Origin of the sequence: Leyella stercorea, assembly GCF_021531355.1 — a bacterium.
Classification (GTDB): domain Bacteria; phylum Bacteroidota; class Bacteroidia; order Bacteroidales; family Bacteroidaceae; genus Prevotella.
Genome location: NZ_JADYTS010000144.1, coordinates 1 through 1,843, shown reverse-complemented (window position 1 = coordinate 1,843; position 1,843 = coordinate 1). Strand labels below are relative to the sequence as shown.

Below are 1,843 nucleotides of genomic sequence, written 5' to 3'. Positions count from 1 at the left end.
GGCTTTAAGTAGCCCATCATATCACTCCCCTCCCTGCGGGGGAGGGGCCGGGGGTGGGGCTTTATGGGGCTTTTTATCTTTTCTATGAAACTATCAATAATCGGTGTCGGTGCTATGGGTGGAGCCATGCTCGACGGCTTTTTGCAGTCGGGTAAGTTCCAGGCATCCGACCTTTCCATCTCCAATCCCCACACAGAGCGTCTCGCCGCTTATGCAGAGCAGGGCGTGAAGGTGGACAGTGACAACCGAGTGGCTGCCGCATGGGGCGATATAGTGTTTGTGGTAGTGAAGCCGTGGCTCGTTGAGAGTGTCATGGAGGAGATTGGCGACGTTCTGGATTCCGAACGACAGATTGTCGTTGTAGTTGCAGCCGGATTGAAGGCAGAGCAGTTGAGGTCGTGGGTGGAGTACAATGGCAAGTGTCCTTCTACGTTCTTCGCATTGCCAAACACCGCCATTGCAGTAGGCGCATCAATGACATTCATCACCCGTGTATGCGGAACCGACGCTTCAGAGGAGCTTGTTAAGCAGGCTTTCGACACAGCCGGCGACACCCTTTCGGTTGAGGTACGCCAGTTTGGAGCCGGTATGGCTCTCGCTTCGTGCGGCATTGCCTACGCCATGCGCTACGTAAGAGCTGCCACTGAGGGTGGGGTGGAGCTGGGCTTCAAGGCAGATGTAGCTAAAGATATAGTTCTGCAGACCATCAAGGGTGCTGCACTGCTGCTTCAGAAGAGTGGTGCCAATCCCGAAGCCGAAATCGACAAGGTGACCACTCCCGGCGGTTTTACCATCCGCGGACTCAACGCCATGGAGAAAGCGGGATTCACCAATGCCGTGATTGAAGGACTCAAGAAGAGTGTTGAGTGTTGAGTGTTGAATGTTGAATGATCGGCAGAGCCGATGAAGAATGATACAATGAAGAATTAATCATTAAACATTCCACACTCAACACTCAACATTCCACATTCCTTATTGCGGCTTGCCACAACAATTCAACATTCAACACTCCACATTCAACATTTAAATTATGCTTACAGTAGTAAAAGTAGGAAGCAACATACTGACGCGCCCCGACGGTCATGTCAACGTGAGCAGGCTCTCGTCGATAGTCGATCAGCTTGCAATGCTGCATGCAGCAGGCCATAAGCTGATACTCGTTTCGTCGGGTGCTGTGGCTTGCGGAAGGGGCGAGATGCACGCCGTGCATCCGTTGGACAGCGTCGAACAGCGTCAACTCTACTCGGCTATGGGACAGGTGAAGCTCATGAACCTCTACTATTCGCTCTTCCGCGAATATGGCATCAACGTTGGTCAGGTGCTGACGATGAAAGAGAACTTCATCTCCGAACGCCAATACAAGAATCAGAAGTCGTGCATCAGCGTGATGATAGAGAACAACATAATCCCTATTGTCAACGAGAACGACACGGTGTCAATCACCGAACTGATGTTCACCGACAACGATGAGCTCTCCGGACTCATGGCTCGTATGATGCACGCCGACAACCTTATATTATTAACTAATGTAGACGGAGTGTTAGGCTCGCCCAATCCCGACGGCACGCAACCGACAATACGTACCGTAAGCTCGTCTGACGAGGTGAAGCAGTATGTCAACGACAGCAAGAGTTCGTTCGGACGTGGCGGCATGACGAGCAAGTGCAACACCGCTCTCAGCGTTGCGCACGAAGGTATTCACGTGTTCATCGCCAACGGCACGCGCGAGAATATACTGCAACGAGTGCTCGATAGAGACAAGGACACACCGTTTACGGAATTTATGTAAAGGCCCCACCCCCAGCCCCTCCCCCGCAGGGAGGGGAGCGATATGATTTGAAGG

2 protein-coding genes are annotated in these 1,843 nt (G+C 52.4%); both read left to right on the top strand.

Going from position 1 to position 1,843, the window contains the following annotated elements:
• Nucleotides 1–84: 84 nt before the first annotated feature.
• Nucleotides 85–873, top strand: a complete 789-nt coding sequence (locus I6E38_RS14660; RefSeq protein WP_235394681.1) for a pyrroline-5-carboxylate reductase family protein — start codon at nt 85–87, stop codon at nt 871–873.
• A 157-nt stretch (nt 874–1,030) separates the two neighbouring features.
• Nucleotides 1,031–1,789, top strand: a complete 759-nt coding sequence (proB, locus tag I6E38_RS14655) for a glutamate 5-kinase (RefSeq protein ID WP_235394680.1) — start codon at nt 1,031–1,033, stop codon at nt 1,787–1,789.
• The last annotated feature ends 54 nt before the right edge of the window (nt 1,790–1,843 follow it).